The 22,158-nt window shown below is 72.8% G+C and carries 19 protein-coding genes; 11 read left to right on the forward strand and 8 right to left on the reverse strand.

Features of this window, described 5'->3' with window-relative positions; translation table 11 throughout:
* Nucleotides 1–48: 48 nt before the first annotated feature.
* From G9272_RS14015 to G9272_RS14025, 3 genes are all read right to left on the reverse strand, one after another.
* On the reverse strand, nucleotides 49–786 hold the full coding sequence (locus G9272_RS14015) for a bifunctional DNA primase/polymerase (protein ID WP_171396896.1): 738 nt from the start codon (nucleotides 784–786) through the stop codon (nucleotides 49–51).
* 130 nt (nucleotides 787–916) lie between these two features.
* Nucleotides 917–1,549, reverse strand: coding sequence for a TetR/AcrR family transcriptional regulator (locus tag G9272_RS14020; RefSeq protein WP_171396897.1), 633 nt, complete (start codon nucleotides 1,547–1,549; stop codon nucleotides 917–919).
* Between the two features lie 45 nt (nucleotides 1,550–1,594).
* Nucleotides 1,595–2,596 carry a Gfo/Idh/MocA family protein gene (locus G9272_RS14025; RefSeq protein ID WP_171396898.1) on the reverse strand — a complete coding sequence of 334 codons (1,002 nt, stop codon included), beginning with the start codon at nucleotides 2,594–2,596 and terminating at the stop codon, nucleotides 1,595–1,597.
* 87 nt (nucleotides 2,597–2,683) lie between these two features.
* Between G9272_RS14025 and G9272_RS14030 the strand changes: the two genes are divergently transcribed.
* The 3 genes from G9272_RS14030 to G9272_RS14040 are packed head-to-tail and all read left to right on the forward strand — an operon-like array spanning nucleotide 2,684 to nucleotide 6,165.
* On the forward strand, nucleotides 2,684–3,997 hold the full coding sequence (locus tag G9272_RS14030) for a multidrug effflux MFS transporter (protein WP_171396899.1): 1,314 nt from the start codon (nucleotides 2,684–2,686) through the stop codon (nucleotides 3,995–3,997).
* A complete protein-coding gene (locus tag G9272_RS14035; RefSeq protein WP_171396900.1) occupies nucleotides 3,952–5,118 on the forward strand; it encodes a serine hydrolase domain-containing protein in 1,167 nt (388 codons plus the stop codon). The genes G9272_RS14030 and G9272_RS14035 overlap by 46 nt, the downstream gene beginning before the upstream one ends.
* Before the next feature lie 60 nt (nucleotides 5,119–5,178).
* Nucleotides 5,179–6,165: a small ribosomal subunit Rsm22 family protein gene (locus tag G9272_RS14040; RefSeq protein WP_171396901.1), complete on the forward strand. Its 987-nt coding sequence runs from the start codon at nucleotides 5,179–5,181 to the stop codon at nucleotides 6,163–6,165.
* A 21-nt stretch (nucleotides 6,166–6,186) separates the two neighbouring features.
* Here the strand turns inward: G9272_RS14040 and G9272_RS14045 are convergent, their stop codons facing one another.
* Nucleotides 6,187–7,827 carry an alkaline phosphatase D family protein gene (locus G9272_RS14045; RefSeq protein ID WP_171396902.1) on the reverse strand — a complete coding sequence of 547 codons (1,641 nt, stop codon included), beginning with the start codon at nucleotides 7,825–7,827 and terminating at the stop codon, nucleotides 6,187–6,189.
* Between the two features lie 157 nt (nucleotides 7,828–7,984).
* Between G9272_RS14045 and G9272_RS14050 the strand changes: the two genes are divergently transcribed.
* Complete coding sequence (locus G9272_RS14050) at nucleotides 7,985–8,827, forward strand: SDR family oxidoreductase (RefSeq protein ID WP_171396903.1); 843 nt, start codon at nucleotides 7,985–7,987, stop codon at nucleotides 8,825–8,827.
* Between the two features lie 289 nt (nucleotides 8,828–9,116).
* On the opposite strand, the gene G9272_RS14055 is transcribed toward G9272_RS14050, so the two are convergent.
* Nucleotides 9,117–10,304, reverse strand: a complete 1,188-nt coding sequence (locus G9272_RS14055; protein WP_171396904.1) for a D-alanyl-D-alanine carboxypeptidase family protein — start codon at nucleotides 10,302–10,304, stop codon at nucleotides 9,117–9,119.
* 222 nt (nucleotides 10,305–10,526) lie between these two features.
* On the opposite strand from G9272_RS14055, the gene G9272_RS14060 reads away from it, so the two are divergent.
* Together G9272_RS14060 and G9272_RS14065 are read left to right on the forward strand one after the other, a co-directional pair.
* Complete coding sequence (locus G9272_RS14060) at nucleotides 10,527–12,011, forward strand: ABC transporter permease (RefSeq protein ID WP_171396905.1); 1,485 nt, start codon at nucleotides 10,527–10,529, stop codon at nucleotides 12,009–12,011.
* Between the two features lie 59 nt (nucleotides 12,012–12,070).
* Nucleotides 12,071–12,763 carry an ABC transporter ATP-binding protein gene (locus G9272_RS14065; protein WP_171396906.1) on the forward strand — a complete coding sequence of 231 codons (693 nt, stop codon included), beginning with the start codon at nucleotides 12,071–12,073 and terminating at the stop codon, nucleotides 12,761–12,763.
* An 86-nt stretch (nucleotides 12,764–12,849) separates the two neighbouring features.
* On the opposite strand, the gene G9272_RS14070 is transcribed toward G9272_RS14065, so the two are convergent.
* Nucleotides 12,850–13,176 (reverse strand): nuclear transport factor 2 family protein, encoded by a 327-nt coding sequence (locus tag G9272_RS14070; RefSeq protein WP_171396907.1) that lies wholly within the window; start codon nucleotides 13,174–13,176, stop codon nucleotides 12,850–12,852.
* A 190-nt stretch (nucleotides 13,177–13,366) separates the two neighbouring features.
* Between G9272_RS14070 and G9272_RS14075 the strand changes: the two genes are divergently transcribed.
* The 5 genes from G9272_RS14075 to G9272_RS14095 all read left to right on the forward strand — a co-directional run bounded on the left by G9272_RS14075 (nucleotide 13,367) and on the right by G9272_RS14095 (nucleotide 19,820).
* Nucleotides 13,367–13,912 (forward strand): DoxX family membrane protein, encoded by a 546-nt coding sequence (locus tag G9272_RS14075; RefSeq protein WP_171396908.1) that lies wholly within the window; start codon nucleotides 13,367–13,369, stop codon nucleotides 13,910–13,912.
* Between the two features lie 37 nt (nucleotides 13,913–13,949).
* Nucleotides 13,950–14,351, forward strand: a complete 402-nt coding sequence (locus G9272_RS14080) for a MazG-like family protein (RefSeq protein WP_253267789.1) — start codon at nucleotides 13,950–13,952, stop codon at nucleotides 14,349–14,351.
* A 149-nt stretch (nucleotides 14,352–14,500) separates the two neighbouring features.
* Nucleotides 14,501–15,304 carry a hypothetical protein gene (locus G9272_RS14085; RefSeq protein WP_253267790.1) on the forward strand — a complete coding sequence of 268 codons (804 nt, stop codon included), beginning with the start codon at nucleotides 14,501–14,503 and terminating at the stop codon, nucleotides 15,302–15,304.
* Nucleotides 15,304–17,595, forward strand: coding sequence for a bifunctional serine/threonine-protein kinase/ABC transporter substrate-binding protein (locus G9272_RS14090; protein ID WP_171396910.1), 2,292 nt, complete (start codon nucleotides 15,304–15,306; stop codon nucleotides 17,593–17,595). Before G9272_RS14085 ends, G9272_RS14090 begins: the two co-directional genes overlap by 1 nt.
* Nucleotides 17,595–19,820, forward strand: a complete 2,226-nt coding sequence (locus G9272_RS14095; protein WP_171396911.1) for a bifunctional serine/threonine-protein kinase/ABC transporter substrate-binding protein — start codon at nucleotides 17,595–17,597, stop codon at nucleotides 19,818–19,820. Before G9272_RS14090 ends, G9272_RS14095 begins: the two co-directional genes overlap by 1 nt.
* A gap of 59 nt (nucleotides 19,821–19,879) precedes the next feature.
* Here G9272_RS14095 and G9272_RS14100 read toward each other — a convergent pair whose 3' ends face one another.
* Nucleotides 19,880–21,349, reverse strand: a complete 1,470-nt coding sequence (locus G9272_RS14100; protein WP_171396912.1) for an APC family permease — start codon at nucleotides 21,347–21,349, stop codon at nucleotides 19,880–19,882.
* 35 nt (nucleotides 21,350–21,384) lie between these two features.
* A complete protein-coding gene (locus G9272_RS14105; protein ID WP_171396913.1) occupies nucleotides 21,385–22,083 on the reverse strand; it encodes a FadR/GntR family transcriptional regulator in 699 nt (232 codons plus the stop codon).
* Between the last annotated feature and the right edge of the window lie 75 nt (nucleotides 22,084–22,158).

The following is a 22,158-nucleotide window of genomic DNA, read 5'->3' on the forward strand; positions in this document are numbered from 1 at the left end:
GGCCGGTCGCGCAGTTCCCCGCGCCCCTTGCGGGGGCCCGGGCCGGTGTCAGTGGCGCGACGGCCAGGCCGTGCTCGCGTGGTCGGACTCCTGGCCGGCGTGGCGGGCGCAGGCGTCCGTGAGGGTTTCGAGGAGGGTCAGCGGGTCGGGCAGCGCGTGCTCGGGGCCGCGCAGCCAGTGCACGGAACGGCCGTCGTCGCCGGGGAGCCGGGCGGGCGGTACCAGGACGTAGGAGCCGCGGCAGTGCCAGCGCAGGCCGGGGTGCTCGTCCATGGTCTCGGGGTGGCAGTCCAGCTCGCACGGCCACCACTCGTCCTCGTCCTCGGGGGTACCGCGGGTGAGGGTGAAGAACAGCATGCGGCCGTCGTCGCTCTCGGCGACCGGGCCGACCTCGACGCCGGAGTCGAGCAGCCGTTCCAGGGCTTGCCGACCGGCCTCCAGCGGCACGTCGAGGACGTCGTGCGTCATGCCGGTGGCGGTGATGAAGTTGGCCTGCGGCTGGTGGCGGGCCCAGCGCTCGATCTGCGCGCGGTCGGTGGTGGACTGCGTCTGCCAGGCGAAGGACACCGGGTGCCGGGCGGGGGTCGGACAGCCGACCCGGTCGCAGGAGCAGCCGTAGCCGGGGGCCGGGTGCGCGGCGGGCGCGAGCGGGAGTCCCGCTCCGGCGGCGGCCAGCAGCAGGGCCTCACGGTCGCCGTCGTCGGCGCCCTCCGTCGGGCCGCTCGTGCGCAGCCACTCCGAGATCTTGCCCCACAGGCCGGTCCGGCCGCCGAACTCCGCGCTCATCTGTCCCCTCGCCTCGCTGTGGTGCGGACAGCATGCCTCATGGTCCCACCATCCTGCGCATCGGGGGGCCGTAGCCGTGAATCGGGGCAGGTGGGACGAGTGGTGCCAGAGTCACCCATGTGGTGCGCGGTCAGCGCGGGGCGAGGCCGTGGAGGGCGTAGTCGACGAGGGTGTCGGTGTACTCGTAGGAGATCGGGCCGGTGTGCTGGAGCCAGCGCTGGGCGAGCGGGGAGATGAAGAACTCGAGGGCGATGCGCGGGTCGAGGTCGGCACGGACCTGTCCGGCCTCCTGGGCGGCGCGCAGCCGGTCGACGTACAGCTGGATGGACGGTTCCATCAGCTTGGCCGTGAACTCTCGGCTGACCTGTTCGTTGACCAGGCCCTCGGCGGCCAGGGCCCGTGAGGGCGCCTCGAACCTGGGGTCCGTGAGCTGGTCGACGGTGGCCCGCAGGACGGCCTTGATGTCGGCGGCCAGGTCGCCGGTGTCGGGGATGACGTACGGCTCCTGCTCCGTCGCTCCCGCGTCCCGCGCCGCCTGTTCGCTGAGGTCGAGGAAGGCTTCCAGCAGGACGTCGGCCTTCGACCCCCACCAGCGGTAGATGGTCTGCTTGCCGACGCCCGCACGGGCGGCGATGCCCTCGATCGTGGTCTTCGCGTAGCCGGTCTCCGCGACGAGGGCGAGCGCGGCGTCGTAGATGGCGCGCCGGGACCGCTCGCTGCGGCGGGTGGTGTCGGGGGCCGGTTTACCGGACTGGGTGACCATGGGTCGACGGTACCAAGCGGGTGAGACGGGACGTCTCGCGAGCGGTCACGCTTCCTCGCCGGGATAGCGCACGCCGATCCGCTCGCGGACCGTGTCGAGGGTCCGCATCACCGCGAGGCTGCCGTCGAGCGGGACCAGCGGGGACTCGGTCTCGCCCGCCCGCAGCGCGCGCATGACCTCGCGCGCCTCGTGCCGGAACGTCGTCCGGGGTCCGTCGGCCGGGTCGGCGGCGAACTCCTCGGGGTCGCGCCCGTCGCGGTGCAGGACGAGGCGGTCGGGGTGGAAGAAGCCGGACGGGATGTCGATCCGGCCGCGTGAGCCGGTGACGGAGGCGGTGGTGCCCGTACCGCCGACGAGGGAGCAGTGCAGGGCGGCGAGCGCGCCGGAGTCCCAGGACAGGGCCAGGGCCGTCTGGAGGTCGACGCCCTCGGCGGAGAGGACGGCCTGGGCGGCGATGCCCGAGGGCGCGCCGAGCAGGAGGTGGGCGAAGGAGACCGGGTAGACGCCGAGGTCGAGGAGGGCGCCGCCGCCCTGGGCGGGGTCGCGCAGCCGGTGCGAGGGCGGGAAGGGTCCCTCGAGGCCGAAGTCGGCCTGCACGGTGCGGACCTCGCCGATCGCGCCGTCGTCGACGAGGGCCTTGAGGCGACGGATGACCGGGTTGCAGTACATCCACATGGCTTCCATGAGGAAGCGGTCGTGCTCCCGGGCCAGCGCGACCAGTTCCTCGGCCTCGCGCAGGTTCAGCGTGAACGCCTTCTCGCACAGCACGTTCCGCCCGGCCTCCAGGCAGAGTCCGGCGGCGGTGCGGTGGGCGGCGTGCGGGGTGGCGACGTAGACGACATCGATGTCCTCGTCGGCGGCGAGCGCGGCCCAGTCGCCGTAGGCCCGGGGTATGCCGAACCGGTCGGCGAACGCCTTCGCGGAGACCTCGGTGCGCGAGGCGACCGCGACGACCTCCGCGTCGGGCAGGTCGATCAGGTCCGCCGTGAACGCGGCGGCGATCCCGCCGGTCGCCAGGATGCCCCACCGCACCGTGTCCGTCGTCATACCCCGCCCCGCCCTCGTGCCGTCCCAGCAGTGTGTTCGAGCTGAGAGCATAGGCGGCACAGATGTCGGAGAGGGAGGGGCGGCCGGATGCCGGAGGGTGGGGCCATACCTGACGCGGCGCCGAAGGCCGTGACGGACCGGGACACGAGCATCGGCGAGGGAGCGGGGCCGGCGCTCTCCGCCCGGCGCCGGGCGGGGCTGCTCGTCACCCTCGTCCTGGGCGGGCTGACCGCCACTCCCCCGCTCTCGATGGACATGTACCTCCCGGCGCTGCCGGAGGTGACCCGCTCCCTGCACGCGCCCGCCGCGACCGTGCAGCTCACGCTGACCGCGTGCCTGGCCGGTATGGCGCTGGGGCAGCTGGTGGTCGGCCCGATGAGCGACCGGTGGGGGCGCAGGCGCCCGCTGCTGGCCGGACTCGTCGTCTACGTCGTGGCGACCGCCCTGTGCGCCCTCGCGCCCACCGTCGAGCTGCTGGTCGCCTGCCGACTGGTGCAGGGGCTCGCGGGCGCGGCCGGCATCGTGATCGCGCGGGCCGTCGTACGCGATCTGTACGACGGCGTCGCGATGGCCCGGTTCTTCTCCACCCTCATGCTGATCTCCGGGGTCGCCCCGGTCGTGGCGCCGCTGATCGGCGCGCAGATCCTGCGGGCGACGGACTGGCGGGGCGTGTTCGTGCTCCTCACGGGGGTCGGGCTGCTGCTGGCCGTGGCCGTGTGGACCCGGCTGCCGGAGACGCTGCCCGCCGCCGAGCGCCACGCGGGCGGGGTAGGCGAGGCCCTGCGCTCGATGCGCCGACTGCTCGGCGACCTGCCCTTCACCGGCTACATGCTCACGGGCGGTTTCACCTTCGCCGCACTGTTCGCGTACATCAGCGCCTCGCCGTTCGTGGTCCAGGAGATCTACGGCGCCTCCCCGCAGACGTTCGGCCTGCTGTTCGGCGTGAACTCGGTCGGACTGGTACTGATCGGCCAGGTCAACGGCAGGGTGCTGGTGGGCCGCGTCCGGCTGGACCGGGTCCTGGCCGTCGGTCTCTCGGTCGTCGTGCTGGCCGCGACCGCCCTGCTGCTCATGACGACGGGTGTGTTCGGCGAGGTCGGGCTGGCGCCGGTGGCCGCCGCGCTGTTCGTCCTGATGTCCGCGATGGGCGTCACGCTGCCCAACGCGCAGACCCTCGCCCTGATGCGGGTCCGGCACTCCGCCGGGTCCGCCTCCGCGCTCCTCGGTACGTCCTCCTTCCTCATCGGCGCGATCGCCTCGCCGCTCGTCGGGATCGCCGGCGAGCACACGGCCGTCCCGATGGCCGTCGTCCAGTTGGCTGCCGCACTGGTGGCGGTGGCCTGCTTCGTGGGAATGTGCCGTCCCTGGACGAAGACGGGCGCGGAAGGAGCAGTGAGCTGAGCGCACCGAGACTGCGCGTCGACACACCGGAACGGGCCGGGCTCGACCCGGCGGAGACGCGGCTCCTGGTCCGCGACGTCGTGGACCTCACCACCGGCGACCGGCCCTGGGCGGCGGGCGCCGTCGTGGTCGCCGGGCGCGGCCCGGTGATCGCCGTGCGGGAGGCGGTGGGCTGGGCGGTGCGGTACTCGGCGTACGACCCGGCGGCCGACGCGGGGGTGGAGCTCCCGGCCGGGGCGCGGATCCCGATGACCGTCGACACCCCTTTCGACCTGGCCTCCCTCACCAAGCTGTTCACCTCGGTGGCGGCGGTGCAGCAGATCGAGCGCGGCACCCTCGGCATCGACGCGCGGGTGGGCGCCTATCTGCCCGACTTCCACGCGGCCGCCGCCCACGGCATCACCGTCCGCCAGCTCCTCACCCACACCTCCGGGCTGCGCCCCGAGCTGCCCCTGTACGAGTGCGCGGACGACACCCAGCGGTGGGGGCTGCTCCGCGCGGAGGCGCCGATCGGCGCACCGGGCACGTACATGTACTCGGACCTGAACATGCTGCTGCTCCAGCAGCTCCTGGAGCGGCTGACCGGCCGCACCCTCGACGTCCTCGTGCGGGAGGGGATCACCCGTCCGCTGGGCATGGCCTCGACCGACTTCGGCCCCTGCCCCGGCGCGGCGGCGACCGAGGACCAGCGGCGGCCGTGGGCGAAGGCGGACCGGGGGATGCTGCGGGGCGTGGTGCACGACGAGAACGCCTGGGCGCTGGGCGGTGTGGCCGGTCACGCGGGGCTGTTCTCCACGGCCCACGACCTCGCGGTGTTCTGCCGCACCCTGCTGTCGGGCGGTTCGTACGGTCCCGCCCGCATCCTCGGCCCCGACTTCGTGGAACTCCTGCTGACCCCGCCGGGGCTGGGCTTCGCGGTGGACCAGTCGTGGTTCATGGGCGAGCTGGCGGGCGAGGGCGCGGCGGGGCACACGGGGTTCACCGGGACCTCGCTGGTACTGGATCCGGCGACGGACACGTTCATGGTGCTGCTGGCGAACACGGTGCATCCGAGGAGACGGGTGCCGGACAGCGGGCCGCGGGCTCTGGTGGGGACGCGGTTGGCGATGGCGGTGCGGTAAAGGCGGGGCGGTGAGGGCGGTGCGGTGAGGGCAGCCGCCCGGACCTGAGAAAATCCGGGGGTGAACGTCTCCGTATCCGTTTCCGAGACCCTCCGCGGTGCCCTGACGGACCTGCTCGACGGGCTGCCGCCCAAGCAGGCCGGACAGGCCGTCGAGCGGCTCATCGCCAACTACCGGGGCGCCACCCCCACCGACGCCCCCATCCTGCGCGACCGGGCGGACGTGGCCGCGTACGCCGCGTACCGGATGCCGGCGACCTTCGAGGCGGTGCGGTCGGCGCTGGAGGCGTTCGCGGACGCCGTACCGCAGTGGTCGCCGGCCGGTCATGTGGACGTCGGAGGCGGCACGGGTGCGGCGACCTGGGCGGTGAGTTCCACCTGGGACGGGACGCGCCCGGTGACCGTGCTCGACTGGGCGGAGCCCGCCCTGGCCCTCGGCCGCGAGATCGCCGCCGCGAACCCGGCGTTGCGCGACGCCCGCTGGCAGCGCGCCCGCATCGGCACGGCCCTCGCCCTGGACCCCACGGACCTGGTCACCGTCTCCTACGTCCTCAACGAGCTGGCGGCCCCCGACCGGGCCGTGCTGGTGGACGCCGCCGCGTCGGCCGCGCAGGCCGTGGTGATCGTCGAACCGGGCACCCCGGACGGCTACGCCCGGGTGATCGAGGCCCGCGACCGGCTGATCGCCGCCGGGTTCCGGGTCGCCGCGCCCTGCCCGCACAGCGCGGCCTGTCCGATCGTGCCCGGCACGGACTGGTGCCACTTCTCGGCGCGGGTCAGCCGCTCCTCCCTGCACCGGCAGGTCAAGGGCGGCTCGCTGCCCTACGAGGACGAGAAGTTCAGCTATGTCGCGGCCGCCCGCTTCCCCGTCTCCCCCGTCTCCGCCCGGGTGGTCCGGCGGCCGCAGATCCGCAAGGGCCAGGTGCTCCTCGACCTGTGCGAGACCGAGGAGCGGCTGAGCCGTACGACGGTGACGAAGAAGCACGGCGACCTGTACCGGGCGGCCCGGGACGCCGACTGGGGCGACGCCTGGCCGCCGGCCCCGTGAGCTTCGCGGCCCGGGCCCGTCCTAGGCGGGCTTGAGCCCCTGGTCGCCGACCTCCGTCACGAAGGACCCGGCCGTGGTGAGGGGGGCGCCCTGCGTGGTGACGTACGGGACCGTTTTGAAGTCGGCGCGGGCGAGGTCGCGGCCGAGCGAGACGGTCGCGTAGCCGCGCAGGCCGTTGTAGAACTTCAGGTGCGGGTTGGCGGCCATGAAGGTGGCCCAGTTGGCGGGCTTCGCCGAGCCGTTGCCGCCGCTGGAGATCGACGAGGTGACGATCTCCGTGCCGAGCGTCTTCGACGCCGGGTCGGCGAAGTCCCGCTTGATGTCGAAGCCGTAGTGCACATGGACGTCGCCGGTGAGGACCATCAGGTTCTCGACACCGGCGGCCTGCGCGCCGGCCAGGATCCGCTCGCGGGAGGCCGGGTAGCCGTCCCAGGAGTCCATGGAGACCTGGGACGGCACGGCGGTGGAGTTGTACCGCTGGGCGAAGGTGACCTGCTGCGGGACCACGTTCCACAGGGCGCGCGAGCGGTGCCAGCCGTCGATCAGCCACCGCTCCTGGGCACCGCCGGTCAGGGTGCGGGCCGGGTCCTCCGACTCCGGTCCGGGGACCCGCCAGCCGTCGCCGTACGCCTGGTCGGAGCGGTACTGGCGGGTGTCGAGGACGTCGAACTGGGCGAGCCGGCCCCAGTGCAGCCGCCGGTAGAGCCTGAGGTCGGGGCCGTCGGGGAGTTGCGGGCGGCGCAGCGGCTGGTTCTCCCAGTAGGCGCGGTAGGCGGCGGCCCGGCGGATGAGGAACTCCTCGGCGGGGTCGTCGTTCTCCGACACCGCGCCCGCGTAGTTGTTCTCGGTCTCGTGGTCGTCCCAGGTGACGACGAACGGGTGGGCGGCGTGCGCGGCCAGCAGGTCGGGGTCGGACTTGTACAGCGCGTACTTGAGGCGGTAGTCGTCCAGCGTCACCATCTCGTGGCCGTAGACGGTGGGCACGGTCCCGGCCGGGTAGGCGCGGGCGCCGCCGACGCCGCTGACGGCGTACTCGTAGAGGTAGTCGCCGAGGTGCAGGACGAGGTCCACGTCGTCCTCGGCGAGGTGCTTGTACGCGGTGAAGTAGCCCTGGTCGTAGCGCTGGCAGGAGACCACGCCGACGGTGAGGGCGGCCGCCTGGGCGCCGAGGGCGGGGGCGGTGCGGGTGCGGCCGGTGCGGCTGATCCAGGTGCCCGCCTTGAAGCGGTAGTAGTACACGCGGTCGTTCTCGAGGCCGTCGACCTGGACGTGCACGCTGTGGCCGAACTCCGGGTGCGCGAGGGCGGTGCCGCGTCTGACGGGCCGGCGGAAGGTCTCGTCGCGGGCCAGTTCCCAGTGCACGGTGATCCGCTCGGCGGGCAGTCCGCCGTCCGCCTGGTACGGGGCGGGCGCGAGGCGGGTCCAGAGGAGGACGGAGCCGGGCAGCGGGTCGCCGGAGGCGACGCCGAGGGTGAAGGGGTCGTCGGTGAGTCGTGCCGGGTCGAGTTCGGCGGCGGCCGCGGTACCGGCGGCGGGCAGGTTCACCGTGAAGGCGAGCGCGGCGGCGGCCGCGGTGCCGGTGAGGAAGCGACGGCGCCCCAAGTGGCGGGCGGTGGCGCGGAGTTCGGGGGCATGTTGGGACTGGTGGGCTGCGGGTGTCATTCCGGTCCTCCCCAGAAAATGGCGACAGGAGGCATTGCAGTGGCCGGAGACGGCCCGGGGGCATCGCTGGGTTGGCGCGTACACAACAGTCGGATGTCGGACGCGTGAGTTCCGCATGCCGGATCCGAGGGGTGGGGCTCACGTACGCTGCTGGCCCATGAATGCCGAGAACGCCGAAAGCGCCGAGAACGCCGAGGACACCCGGGACGCCCAGGACACCCGGGACACCCGGGCCGCCGGACGATCCGCCGGGCGGACGAAGATCGCGATCGTCACCGGCGCCGGTTCCGGGATCGGACGGGCGGTGTCCGTGGAACTGCTGCGCGCGGGCTGGTCGGTGGCGCTGGCCGGGCGGCGCGCCGAGACCCTGGAGGCGACGGCCGCGCTGGTGCCCGGGGGCACGGGTCTCGCCGTACGGACGGACGTCTCACGCCCCGAGGAGGTGACGGCCCTCTTCGACGCCGTGCGTGACCGCTTCGGGCGGCTGGACCTGCTGTTCAACAACGCGGGCACGTTCGGCCCGGGTGGCGTGCCGTTCGAGGACCTCCCCTACGACGCCTGGCGGCACGTGGTGGACACCAACCTCAACGGGGCGTTCCTGTGCGCGCAGGGGGCGTACCGGCAGATGAAGGAGCAGAACCCCCGAGGCGGCCGGATCATCAACAACGGGTCCATCTCGGCGCACACGCCCCGCCCGCTGTCGGCGCCCTACACGGCGACCAAGCACGCCCTCACCGGCCTGACGAAGTCCCTTTCGCTGGACGGCCGGGCGTACGACATCGCGGTCGGCCAGATCGACATCGGCAACGCGGCCACCGACATGACGGCGCGGATGCAGACGGGCGCGTTGCAGGCGAGCGGCGAGACCGCGCCGGAACCGGTGATGGACGTCGCCGACGTGGCGCGCACGGTGCGGCACATGGCGGAGCTGCCGCTGGAGGCGAACGTGCAGTTCGTGACGGTGCTGGCGACGGCGATGCCGTACGTGGGACGGGGCTGAGGGCGCGCGCCGAGGGCGGGCCGTGGGCGGCACCTCGGCCGCCCACAGGTCGTCAACTCCTCAACCTGCACAAGCGGAGTTTCTCCGTCCGCACCATTGCGGCCGGTAGCGGACTTATGCTCAACTCTTCTCCACGAGAACTTCACACTTGGGGCACGACAGTTCCGCACCGGACGACCGCAAAGCCACACCGAGGGGGGAGGGGCAGCCGTCCCATGGCACCGGGTGGGGGTGGACCTCGCTGGGACCGCGAGGTACGCACCGGCGCCGTGGGACGGCTGCCGCACCATCAACTCGCGGGCGGTACCTCGCCGGAACGGCGCCGACGCCGGCGCAGCGTGTACGCCCCGCCCGCCAGCAGCGCCACCGCTCCCGCGGCCCCGCCGAGCGCGCCCCACCCGTCCGCCCCGCCGCCGTCCCCCGCCGACGAGGCCTCCGCCCCGGCACGCGGCGCCTTCCCCGCGGACGACCCGCCCGCCCTGGTCCCGCCCTCGCTCAACGCCTCGACCAGCGTCCCCACCGCCCGCGCCGAACTCCCCTGCGCGAAGCCCCAGTCGAGCAGCGCGGCCGTCTCCTCGTAGACGGCGTTGTGGCCGCTCTTCGGATGCAGCACGGTGACGACGAGGGTGCGCCCCGCGCGGGTCGCGGCGCCGGTGAAGGTGTTGCCGGCGTTGCTGGTGAAGCCGTTCTTCACGCCGATCATGCCCGGGTACGGCGTCACCCCGTACGTGCCCGACAGCAGCCGGTCGGTGTTCTCGATGCGGAGGGTCTTGCCGCCCCCGGCCGGGAACCGGGCGGCCCTGGTGCCGCAGTAGGCACGGAAGTCGGCGTCGCGCAGGCCGTGCCGGGCGAAGAGGGCGAGGTCGTAGGCGGAGGACAGCTGGCCGTCGTGGTCGTAGCCGTCGGGGCTGACGACATGGGTGTCCAGCGCCTGGAGGTCGACCGCCCTCGCCTGCATCTCGGCGACCGTCTTCGCGACCCCGCCGTTCATCCGGGCGAGCACCTGCACGGCGTCGTTGCCCGAGCGCAGGAACACGCCCTGCCACAACTGCTCGACGGTGTAGGTGATCCCGGCCTCGACGCCGACGAGGCTGGAGCCGGACGGGATGCCGGCCAGGTCCGCGTCGGTCACCAGGTAGCGCTCGGTGCGCTCGAACCTGTCCAGCAGGGTGTCGGCGAACAGCATCTTCAGCGTGGAGGCGGGCGCGACCCGCAGATGCGCACGGTAGGAGGCGAGCACCTCGCCGCTGTCCTGGTCGGCGAGCAGCCAGGCCCGGGCGGTGAGCTTCTTCGGCAGGGCGCCGCCCCCGTTCACCTGGACGCCGTCGGCGACGAGCCGCGCACCGCCGACCACCACGTCGGACGCGGCCGCGGCCGGAGTCGCGGCGAGCGGTGCGGCGGTCAGTGGCGCGGTGGCCGCGAGGGCCAGCAGGGAGCGCCGGGACAGGCGCGGGGAAGGGCGCGAGAATGCGTGCACTGCGGGACCGTACAAGGGGATTCGGGGAAAAGGAAATCCCCAGCCAACCCCTGCCACCTGGGAAAAGCCCCTCCACAGCCTAGGAATCAGCTGTCTCAAGGAATTCTGATCCGGCCGCCCGCATTCTCAGTTCTTACACATCCTTTACTCAGGACGACTCAAAGGTTTCTCCCTAGGTTGTGGCCGCGCCCACAGCGGGCGCCAAGAACCTTAGGGAACGGGATGTTTGGCATCTATCTCAAGCGTGAACTGGGCCGGCGCAAGAAGGCCGCCCTGGTCATCGCACTGGGTCTGGCGCTCGGAATCGCGCTGGTCATCACCGTCAACTCGGTGTCGGCCGGCATGACACAGGCTCAGGACAAGGTCCTTCAGTCGCTCTACGGTCTCGGCACCGACATGACCGTCACCAAGGCCCGCACGGCGCCCACGGCCAACAGTTCCGGCGGCCCCAGATTCGAGTTCGACGCGAAGGGCGAGGACGACGACGACACCGAGCAGAGCTCGGACCGGGTGTCCACGCAGGGCGGCCAGGCCCTGAAGGCGGCGCTCGTCACGCAGGTCGCCGACCAGAAGGGCGTGGCGGCCGCGGTCGGCGCCCTCACCCTGAACGTCACCAAGGTCGACGGCTCCTTCACCCAGGGCAAGGCGCAGAGCTCCACCAGCGGAAGCAGCGGCAACGGCGGCCAGGGCGGTCCCGGCGGCGGCAGCGGCGGCGGGTCCACCGCTGCCCCGCAGGTGCAGGGCGGCGGCGCCTCCTTCGATGTCAACTCGTACTCCGTGGCCGGTGTCGACGTCACCAACCAGGACCTCGGCCCGCTGGCGAGCTCGAAGATCTCCTCGGGCGTGACGTTCACTTCGGCGCAGGCCAACGCCAAGGTCGCCGTCGTCAGCAAGTCGTACGCCAAGGAGAACTCGTACAAGGTCGGTTCGACGCTGACGATCTCCAGCACCAAGTACAAGATCATCGGTATCGCCACCCCCGACAGCAGCGACTCCACCACGGATGTCTACCTGCCGCTGAAGCAGGCGCAGACCCTCGCCGACGCGGCGAACCAGGTCACCACGATCTACGTCAAGGCGACCGACTCCCAGCAGATCGACACCGTCAAGGCGACGATCCAGAAGAACATCTCCGGCACGACCGTGACGACCTCCGCCGACCTCGCGGAGACCGTGTCCGGTTCCCTCTCCACCGCCTCCAACCTGGCGACCAGCGTCGGCAAGTGGCTGTCGATCGCCGTCCTCGTCGCCGCGTTCCTGGTGGCCGCGCTGCTCACCTCCTCGGCCGTGTCCCGCCGGGTGCGCGAGTTCGGCACCCTGAAGGCGCTCGGCTGGCCGAGCCGCCGGGTGACCCGGCAGGTCGTCGGCGAGTCCATGGTCAACGGTCTCCTCGGCGGCGCCCTCGGTATCGGCCTGGGACTGGCGGCCGCGTACACGGTGACCGCGATCAGCCCGAAGCTGACCGCCGAGCTCGGCAACACCGGCGGCGGTGGCGGTGGCGGCATGGGTGGCGGCCCCGGCGGCGGTGGCCCCGGTCAGCAGTCCGCGTCGAACACGATGGAGATCGCCCTCTCGGCCCCGGTCTCCGTCACCACGATCGCGCTCGCGGTGGGCCTGGCGGTCGCCGGCGGTCTGATCGCCGGCGCGATGGGCGGCTGGCGCGCCTCCCGGATGCGCCCGGCGGACGCCCTGCGCAGCGTCTCCTGACCCGCGTCCCGACCAGTCGTCACATCCCTCACGGAGAACACGGAGAACCCGGAGATCCCATGTACAACCTCACCGGCGTCACCAAGCGCTACACGCGCGGCAAGGAGACGGTCGAGGCGCTGCGCGGCATCGACCTCACGATCGCGGACGGCGACCAGCTCGTCATCCAGGGCCCCACGGGCGGCGGCAAGTCGACGCTGCTCCAGATGATCGGCGGCCTCGACCGCCCGACCGAGGGCAGCGTCGAGCTGGACGGCGTCGACCTCGCGCGGATCAGCGAGGCGAAGCTGACCCGGCTGCGCGCCGAGAAGATCGGCATCATCTTCCAGTCGTTCAACCTCATCCCGACGCTGACCGCGCAGGAGAACGTCGAGACGGCGCTCGTCCCGCTCGGGGTGAAGCCCGCGGAGCGGCGCGAGCGCGCGGCGGAGGCCCTGCGCTCGGTCGGCCTGGGCGAGCGCCTCACGCACGCCCCGGCGGAACTCTCCGGCGGTCAGCAGCAGCGCGTGGCGATCGCCCGCGCGCTGGTCAAGAAGCCGAAGGTGCTGCTCGCCGACGAGCCCACCGGCAACCTCGACGAGGGCATGCGCGACGAGATCATGGAGGTGCTCGAAGGGCTGTGGCACGAGTACGGGCTGACCTTCATCATGGTCACCCACGACTCGTCGATCGCCCGCCGGGCCCCGCGCCTGGCCACCATCAAGGCGGGTCAGCTCACCCTGACGGAACAGGCGGCCACCCGCTCCTGGTGAACCGACGCAGCCCGAGGGGCCGTTGACCGCCTGCCCGGCGGTGAACGGCCCCTCGGCCGTGCCCGCCGTGCAGGCCCGGGCCCGACCTAGGCCTGACCGGTCTCGAAGCGGGAGATCCGGCCGTCGTCCTCGACCACGAAGCTCCACCTGGTGCGCATCTCGCCCCAGGTGTCGTTGCGGTAGTCGGCGATGAGGGCACGCCCGCCGGCCGACTCCTTGGTGACGTCCATGTGGCCGTGGGAGGAGAAGATCTCCCGGTCGATCCACTGGGCGAGGTCACGGTCGGAGCCGTCGTCCGCCATGGTCGCGTCGGGGGTGAGCAGGCTGCGGAACGCCTTCTCGTCGTGGGCGTTGACGGCGGCGACGAAGGCCCGCACGGCCGGGTCGCTGAGTCTGTCGATCTGGATCGCCATACGGGCCACCCTCACATCGCGGTCCGGGCCCCGCCACCCGAACGGCGCCCAGGACGGGCCGGACGGGTGTGAGTGGTGCGACGGTGGAAACGCGGAGGGGGCTGTTCCCGTTCCTGTTCCCGTTCCTGTTCCCGTTCCTGTTCCTGTTCCCGTTCTCCTACGTCCGCCGTTCTCTGCTCAGGGAGTCACCGTGACCTGTTACGACCGTCGTGATCTGGGACTGCTGCTGCTCCGGCTCGGCACCGGCGGAGTGCTGGCGGCCCACGGCGCGCAGAAGCTGTTCGGCTGGTTCGGCGGTCACGGTCTGGAGGGGACCGGCCAGTTCATGGAGTCCGTCGGCTACGCCCCCGGCAAGGCCAGTGCGACGGCGGCGGGCCTGGCGGAGGCCGGCGGCGGCACGCTGCTGGCCCTGGGCCTGGCCACCCCGGCGGCGGGTGCGGCGGCGGCCGGCGCGATGGCGGGCGCGTCCGCGGTGCACGTCCCCAACGGCTTCTTCGCGATGAGCGGCGGCTACGAGCACGCGGCCTCCCTGGGCCTGGCCGCCGCGGGCCTCGCCATCACCGGCCCGGGCCGCCTCTCCCTCGACCACGCCCTCGGCCACACGGTCGACCGCGGCTGGATGGTCCCGGTGGCGCTCGGCACGACGGCGGCGGTCACGGCGGTGGTCGTCGGCATGCGGAACAAGCGGCTGCGCAGGCAGGAGGAGGGGGAGCAGGAGGCGCTGTTCGAGGAGTGAGCCCCGGGCGCCGGTCCTGACCTGACACGCTTCGTCCATGAGCACCCAGCCCCAGCCCCGGCCCCCGCGGTCTGCACCCACCGAACCCGATGCCGCCGGCCCCACCGATCTCTGGGCCATCGTCGACGCCCTGTGGACCTGGCTGGACGCCAACGCGGCGCACGGCGGCCGTGAGGGCCTGCTGCTGCGTGTACTGAAGCTGTCGGAGGAGGTCGGCGAGGTCGCGCAGGCAGTCATCGGCGCGACCGGCCAGAACCCCCGCAAGGGCGTCAGCCACACGTGGGAGGACGTGCAGGGCGAACTGTGCGACGTGGCCATCACGGCACTGGTGGCGCTGCGGACCCTCACCCCGGAGGCGGAGGCGGTGTTCGCCGGGCATCTGGCGCGGGTGGCGGAGCGGTCGTCGGGTAGCGCGGGCGCCGGGGCCGACGTTCGCTGATTCCGGCAGATCCCCTGTTCTTCGAACCGCCCGCCCGCTGCCCGCGTCCCTCTGTACGATCACCGCACGCGAGGCGGGGGCCGTAGGCGGAGGGGGCGTGGATGGACGACAACGCTGGTAGAGGCAGGGCGGCTTGGCCATGGCGGGTCATGGCCACTGCGGCCGCGGCAGCCGTGGTGCTGGGCGGCTGCGGTTCCGGGGACGACGACAAGGCGGCCGAGCCGAGCCCTTCGGCATCCTCCCGGTCCGCGACTCCCACCGCATCCGGCTCGCCCTCGTCCTCCTCCTCGGCGGGTGGCGACGCGACGTCGCTGACGCCGTTCCAGGCGGACCCCGCTCAGGTGCCGAAGACGAAGCCGCAGGCCGAGGCGCTGGCAGCGGCCGTCGCGCTGAAACCGGAGGCGTGGGGCGCGGACTTCCGGGCCCAGCAGCCGGCCGCGAGCGCCCCCGGCACCGCCGCCGTCCTCGACGAACAGTGCCGGTGGGAGCGCCGGTCCCTCCCCCAGGGCGTCCTGGCCTCGCTGTCGCGCTACAGCGAGCTTCCCGGCACCACGGGCAAGGGCGAGATCAAGGTGACCGCGGCGGTCACCGTGCACGCCACGGTGCTCGACGCCGACGACCAGCTGTCCACCACGCTGGAGGAGCCGTTGCGCTGCCGCGAGCAGCAGGTCCGCACCGATGAGCGGATATCCGGGCTCATGTCGACCGGCACTCCCTACGGCCAGGGCGAAAACACCTACTCCGACGACCAGGTCGTGGAAATCGGCTCCTACCTCACCGGGACGGCCAAGCAGTCGTACTTCTGGTTCGTCACCCGGCTCGGCACGGTGACCCTGGCGGTGTCGGTGAAGGGCGCCAAGGGTTACACCGACAGCGAGCTGAACCGGTTCGGGTCGCAGGCCACCAGCACGATGCTCAGCCGCGTGGAGTTCGAGCTCGGAGGGAAGAACTGATGGAGGCGCTGCGTTCGTCGGATCCCGCGCGCATCGCGGGACATCGTCTGCTCGGACGGCTCGGTGCCGGCGGCATGGGCGTGGTGTACCTGGCCCGCACACCCGGCGGAGCGCTGGTGGCGCTGAAGGTGCTGCTCGCCGAATACGCCGAGGAGCCGGACTTCAGGGAGCGGTTCCGCCGGGAGGTCGAGGTCGCCCGGCGGGTCGACAGTCCCTGGGCGGTACCGCTGGTGGACGCCGACCCGGACGCCGAGGCGCCCTGGCTGACGACGGCGTTCGTCCCGGCACCATCGCTGGGCGAGGCAGTGGCCGCGTACGGGCCCCTGGCCGAGCACGGGGTACGGCTGCTCGGCGCCCGTCTGGCCGAGGCTCTGGGCGCGGTGCACGGGGTCGGTCTGGTCCACCGGGACCTCAAGCCGGGCAACGTGCTGATCGCCCACGACGGACCCCGGCTCATCGACTTCGGCATAGCCCGGGCGCCGCAGGACACGGCGCTCACGGCGACCGGTCTGGTGGTCGGCACTCCCGGCTATCTGTCGCCCGAGCAGGCCCAGGACGGCGGCGACGGCATCGGCCCGGCGAGCGACGTGTTCGCCCTCGGGTGTGTCCTGGCGTTCGCGACGACCGGCCGGGCGCCGTTCGGCAGCGGACCGGTGGACGCCCTGCTGTACCGGGCCGTGCACGATCCGGCGGACCTCGACGGGGTGCCCCCGGAGCTGCTGACGGTGCTGGAGCGCTGCCTGGAGAAGGACCCGGCCCGGCGGCCGGACGCCGGGGAGCTGGTTCGAGAACTGGCGGCCGACGGCGCTCCGCGGGACGCGGAGACGGCCGAGTGGCTGCCCGAGCCGGTGACCCGGCTGATCGCCGAGCGATCGGCCGCCGCGCTCGCGCTGCCGGACATCGAGCACACGCAGGTGCCGTCGGCCGCGTCGGCCACCTCGGCGCCGACGGATTCCGGGCACGCCGAATCCGGGCCTGCGGACTCCGTGCCGGCCGGCTCGGACCCGGCTGATGCCGACCCGGCGGCCTCCGATACGCACGGCACGTCTGCGTCGCCGGAGCCGCAGGACGCCCGGCCGGCCGGCCGACGCCGCTTCCTCCTGCTCGCCGGCGGGGCCTTGGCGCTGGCGGCGGGCGCGGGCGGAACCTGGTGGGCGGTCGCCCGGGACGGCGACTCGGGAGACGACAGCCCTGCCGCCGCCGCGTCCTCGGGGCGCCCGGTGCACACCGTCGCGCTGCACGGTGACCTCAGCGGCCCGCAGCGGGAGACGGGCCGGGCCCAGGAGCGCGGACTGCGGCTGGCCGTCGCGGAGTTCAACGCGCGCGGCGACGCGCCCTTCACGGTGAAGGTCAGGGCCGTCGACGACGGGGGCGATCCGGCGGCCTCGGCCCGGCTCGCCGCGGAACTCACGGACGACCCGGCGGTCCTCGCCGTGGTCGGCCCGACCACCGACGCCACGGCGCAGTCGGCGCTCGCGAAGTACGATGCCGGGCTGCTGCCGGTCGTCTGCGTGTCCCCCGGCGCGACCGCCCTCTCCATCCAGGGTTTCCGCTCGTTCCTGCACGCACGGCTGCCCGACGCGGTACTGCCCGTCTACGTAAGCAACTACCTGCGCGGCACGGCGCGATCGCGCAAGATCGGCATCGTCGTCGACCGCCCGGCCGGAAACTACGGGACGGATCTGAGCACTTCCCTCAGCAATGTGCTCGGCAACGCACAGCAGCCGTCCGTACCGGAGGTGGTCAGCGCGATGCGCCGCGACTTCGGCAGCGCGGTGGACGCGGTGCTCTCCGCCGGCGCCGACTCCGTGTTCTTCGCCGGCCTGCCCGACCGGGGAGCGTTGATCGCCTCGACGCTGCGCGAACGCGCCTTCCAGGGGGCTCGCATGTCCGGCCCCGCACTGCTCGACGGCCGCTTCCTGACGGAGGCTCAAGAAGCCGCCGAGGGCTGGGTGGTGGTGGCGCCGGTCATCGACGCGACCCGCAAGCCCGAGGCGAAGAAGTTCGCCGCCGCCTACCGCGAGCGCTTCAAGGAGGCGCCGCCCCGGTACGCGGCGGAGGCCTACGACGTGACCGGGATGCTGCTGAAGGCGCTGTCCGGGCTGCCCGCGAAGAGCCGCACCCGGGCGAATCTGCTCGCGGCCGTGCGGGCCGGCAAGTACGAGGGCATCACCAAGACGTTCGCCTTCCAGAAGACCGGCATGATGGTCATCGACGGCACCGGTGGCTTCCTCTGGCGGGTCGAGCAGGGCGACTTCGTGTACGGCGGCCCCGCGCCGATCAGCGTCTGATGGAGCCGCTGCGCACCGGCGACCCGTCCCGGATCGGCCGCTACCGTCTGCTGCGGCGGCTGGGCGCCGGCGGCATGGGCGTGGTCTTCCTGGCCCGTGCGCCGGGCGGAGCGATCGCCGCGGTGAAGACGGTCCGGTCCTCGTACGCCGACGAGACGGGCTTCCGGACCCGTTTCCGCCGCGAGATCGAAGCCGCCCGGCAGGTGCGCAGCCCGTGGGTGGTCCCGTTGCTGGACGCGGACGCCGACGCGGAGACACCGTGGCTGGCGACCTCGTACGTACCGGGACCCTCGCTCGCCGAGACGGTGGACACCTTCGGTCCTCTGTCGCTCGCCTCCGTGCGGATGCTGGGCGTGCGGCTCGCCGAGGCGCTCGAGACGGTGCACGGGGCCGGTCTCGTGCACCGCGACGTGAAGCCGGGGAACGTCCTGCTGGCCCCGGACGGGCCACGGCTCATCGACTTCGGTATCGCCCGCGCGCCGGAGGCCACGGCGCTCACCTCCAGCGGCGTGATCGTCGGCTCGCCCGGCTTCCTGTCCCCGGAGCAGGCGCGGGCCCGGGGCGGCGAGATCGGCCCGCCGAGTGACGTGTTCTCGCTGGGGTGCGTGCTCGCGTTCGCCGCGACCGGCGTCCGGCCGTTCGGCGGCGGCGGGGCGGCCGGCATGCTGCTGCGCACGGTCTACGAGGAACCGGATCCGACGGCGGTCCCGGACAGCCTGGCGCCTCTCCTGCGAGCCTGTCTGGCCAAGGATCCGACCGCCCGTCCCACCGTCGCCCACCTGCGCCGGACACTCGACGAAGAGGTGCCGGAAACCGACTCCGCCGAGCGGTCGGACTGGCTGTCCGCGCCGGTCACCCGGCTGATCAACGACCGGGCCGCCGCCGTGCTCACCCTGGGCACGATCGAGCCGACCCAGGTGTCCGCGTCCGCGAGCACAGTGCCGACGGTGTCGCCCGAGGCCGCGACGCTGACGGCCGTCACCGCTGCCCCGCCCCCCGCCCGCGCCATCGGCCGCCGCGGCTTCCTGCGCCTGGGCTCGACGGCCGGGGTCCTGGCGGCAGGCGGTGGCGGTGCCTGGTGGTGGAGCACCCGCCCGGATCCGGGGACGACGCCTCCGGCCGGAGCGAACCCGCGCCCCGCACTGGTCGTGGCGTTCCACGGCGATCTGACCGGGCCCCGGAAGGAGACCGGGAACGCCCAGCTGAGCGGCGCTCGACTGGCCGTCGAGCAGCTCAACGCCAAGAGCGCGCACCCGTTCCGGCTGAAGCTGCGGACGTACGACGACGGCGGTGACCCGGAACGGGCCGACGAACTGGCCGTCCGGCTGGCGAAGGACGCGGACGTGCTCGCCGTGCTGGGACCCACCACCGATGCCTGCTTCCTCTCGAGCGAGGTCACCTACACCAAGGCGACGATGCCCGTCGTGTCCGTGTCGGTGGGCGCCGACACCCGGAGCAGGACGATCGGAGAGAACGAGTTCCACCACTCCCATGCGGCGCTGCGCGTCGCTGACCCACTCCTCGCCGCCCCTTGTAGCCGCTACCTCGGCAACCACGTCGACGCGCAGAAGGTGTTCCTCATGGACGACCGGGCCCAGGGCGACTTCGCCTGGTCCCTGTGCGACCAGACCCAGCAGGCGCTGCGGCAGGCCGGCCGGGACGCCACGGTGACCCGTGTCGCCGCCGGAAAGATCGACTACGCGTCGCTCGCTACCGCAGTGATGTCCGCCCGCGCGGACGCGGTCGTCTTCACCGGCGACGCGGCCCGGGCCGCCGGACTCGCGTCGGCACTGAGCACCGCCCGGTTCACCGGCACCCGGATGGCGACGGAACGCGCCTTCGACCCACGGTTCCTCACGTCGGCCGGCGCGGCCGCGACCGACTGGGTCTTCGCCACCTCCTTCACCGACCCGACGGCCCGCCCGACCGCCCGCGCCTTCACCAAGGCCTACCGGGCCCGCTTCGGCACCGACCCCGGCTGGTACGCGGCGGAGGCCTACGACGCCGTGATGTTCCTGGCCCAGGCCTGCGTCAAGGACGGCTCGGCACTGACGGAGCGGGGCGCGATCGCCCGCCGGATGCCCGAGATCACGTACGCCGGCATCACCCGGACCGTCAAGTACGAGCAGGGGTACGGCTACAACCACGAAGCGATGTTCCTGTTCCGGGCCGCGGACGGCGCGTTCCGCTACCTGGGGCAGTACCAGGAGGCGGCGGTCTCCTGAGGGGAGCGCCGCTCCCCCGCTCGGCGAGACGACCGGCGGCCGTCACCTCACCGCCGCGTTCACTCCGCGTCGGCGACGACCGACCCGACCCGGTCGGCCAGGCCCGGGTCGCGTCGGACCAGGAGGGTCGCGTAGCAGACGGCTGCGAGCAGGGTGGCCAGAGCCGCGTACGGGAACCAGTTGTACGGGGCGGGCTGGCCGGGCTTGGCGAGGTAGTAGAGGGGGATCAGGACGGCCAGCGCGCCGACCGCGGGCAGCACCAGATGCCGTACGGTCCGGAACTCCTGCGGACGGTATCTGCGGTAGTACAGCGGCAGCGCGATGTTGGACGCGAGGTAGACCAGCAGGATCAGAATCGCGCCCAGGCTCGAGGACTCCGCGAAGAAGACCACCGGGTTCATCTGACCGCCGTCCCCGAGCACATGCCCCAGACCCCAGCCCGCGATGATCAGCAGCGCGGTGACGGTGAAGGTGACGATCGCGTTGTTCGGCGTACGGCGTGTGGGATGGACGTAGCCGAAGAAGGACGGGAGCAGCCCCTCGCGTCCGGCGTTGAACACCAGCCTCGCCTGGGAGTTGATGCCGGCGATCAGCACGCCGAGGGTGGAGGTCAGGCCGCCGACGTAGGCGAGGATCGCCAGCGCCCCCAGGGTGTGCTGGGCGACGTCGATGAAGGGGATCCGGGAGTCGCCGAGCCGCTGCACGTCGTAGCCGAAGCCGGTCACCGTGGCGTAGGAGAAGAGGATGTAGCTCACCGTCATGATCGCCACGGAGGAGAACACGGCGCGGCCGACGTTGCGCCGCGGGTTCTCCGTCTCCTCGGCCAGGGCCGCCGAGTTCTCCCAACCGATGAACAGGTACACCGCCAGCGGGAAGCCCGCCGCGAGGCCTTTGATGCCGTGGGTGAGGTGGGAGGGCAGGAACGGGGCCGCGGAGAGGTCACCCCGGTGCTCGACGATCGCCGCGACCGAGACCACGACCAGCACGAGCATCTCGACGCCGAAGAAGTAGCCGGCCCACTTGGTGGACACCACGATCCCGCGCAGCATCAGCACCACCGACAGCCCGGTCAGGAGCAGCGTCCAGAGGATCCACGGCAGGTCGACGCCGGTGTAGTGGTGCAGGGTGATCTGCATGAACCCGCCCGAGATCGCGATGACGGAGGCCATCGCGATGATGTAGCCGAGTCCGGCGAGCAGGGCTGTGGTCACCGCGCTGACCGGCCCGAAGGTCTTGCCCACGAAGGTGGTGAAGCTGCCCGCCGAGGGGTGCGCCCGGGAGAACTCGGCCAGCGTGTTGCCGAACAGCGCGACCGCCACCCCCGCCGCCACGATGGTCAGCGGGGACGCGACGCCCGCGGTGGTGGCCAGGAAGGCGAAGCCGAAGAAGAAGCTCATGGCCGGGCCGACGTTGGCCATCGTGGCGGCGGCGATGTCCGCCATGCCGAGGACGCCGCCGCGCAGCCGCTGGGGCGTGCCACCGGCGTGGCCCGACGTCGACGACGGTCCGACGGATCCGGACTCAGGCATGGCGACAGCTCCTCGGTATGGAGGGAGGGGGCGGGTCAGCTCGGTCCGGCGTGCCGGTGTGCCTTCACCGCACGTACCGCCGGGTCCATCGCGCCACGGCCGAGTTCGTCCAGCAGGTCGGAATGGCAGCGGTTGCGGGCCCGTACGACCGCGGGCTCCGGCGCGGGCCGCAGCAGGCACTCCTTGCCGAGCAGGTCGGCCGCGAACTCCCGGATCCCGGCGCCGCCGAGCGTCTCCGCGAGGTCGAGGTGGAAGCGGGTCTCCAGTTCGAGCAGCCGGGCCGGGTCGTCGGCCAGGTCCAGCTCCTCGATCAGCGCCCGCAGCCCGTCGAGTCGGCCCTCCGGAAGCTCGCCCGAGGAGTGCGCCACGAGCCCGCACTCGAGCAGCAGATGGAAGGCGTCCAGTGCGGCCGCCTCGTCGGCGTCGTGCAGGACGGCGACGACCGCCGCCCAGTCCGCCGCGACGAAGGTTCCGCCCGCCCGGCCCCGCCGTCGGTCGAGCAGGCCGTCCTGGCACATGGCCTCCAGCGCGCGGCGCACGGTGATCTCACTGATCCCGAGCTCCTCGGCGAGGACACCCGCGTCCGGCAGCCGGTCACCCGGCGACACGGACCTCAGACGCACCCGCAGGGCGATCCTCGACCGGACGAGCTCCGCTCCCGTGGGGCCCCGGCCGGCCAGGACTCGCGTGTCCCAGCCGCTGTAGGGGCCGAACTTGCCCGCTGCATTCACCACGGCGCCACCTTAACGGCCTGCTGAGCGGGGTCACGGTGTGGTCCACAGAGGGCTCCCGGAAGAGAAGGTTCCGCG

The organism is Streptomyces asoensis, from assembly GCF_013085465.1.
Lineage (GTDB): Bacteria > Actinomycetota > Actinomycetes > Streptomycetales > Streptomycetaceae > Streptomyces > Streptomyces cacaoi_A.